The following is a 390-nucleotide window of genomic DNA, read 5'->3' on the forward strand; positions in this document are numbered from 1 at the left end:
CGGTGACCCGCGACGGGTATGTGGTCATGTCTTCGGAAACGGGGGTACTGGAACTGGAGCCGGAGAATATCGCCTTCCACGGCCGGCTCGAACCCGGGAAGATGTTCCTGGTAAACATGGAGGAAGGCCGAATCGTGAACGACGAGGAGATCAAAGAAGCCATCGCCGGGAAACACCCGTATGCCAAATGGCTCAAAAAGAACCTGGTGCACCTGCGGGATATTCCCTATAACGACTGTCCCCTCTTCCTGGACGAAGAGACGCTCGAGAAGCGGAAAGCTGCATTCGGGTACACCCTGGAAGACATCAATACGATTATCCTGCCCATGGCGAAGGCCGCCAAGGAACCCATCGGCTCCATGGGGTCGGATACCCCGATTGCCGTGCTCT

Annotated in this window: 1 protein-coding gene; it reads left to right on the forward strand. The window is 57.2% G+C overall.

Features of this window, described 5'->3' with window-relative positions:
* Positions 1-390 (forward strand): glutamate synthase central domain-containing protein (locus ACRHNM_RS16295; RefSeq protein ID WP_431137695.1); only part of this gene is annotated, 390 nt, incomplete at both ends.

This window comes from Psychroserpens mesophilus, assembly GCF_050617655.1.
Classification (GTDB): domain Bacteria; phylum Bacteroidota; class Bacteroidia; order Flavobacteriales; family Flavobacteriaceae; genus Psychroserpens; species Psychroserpens mesophilus_A.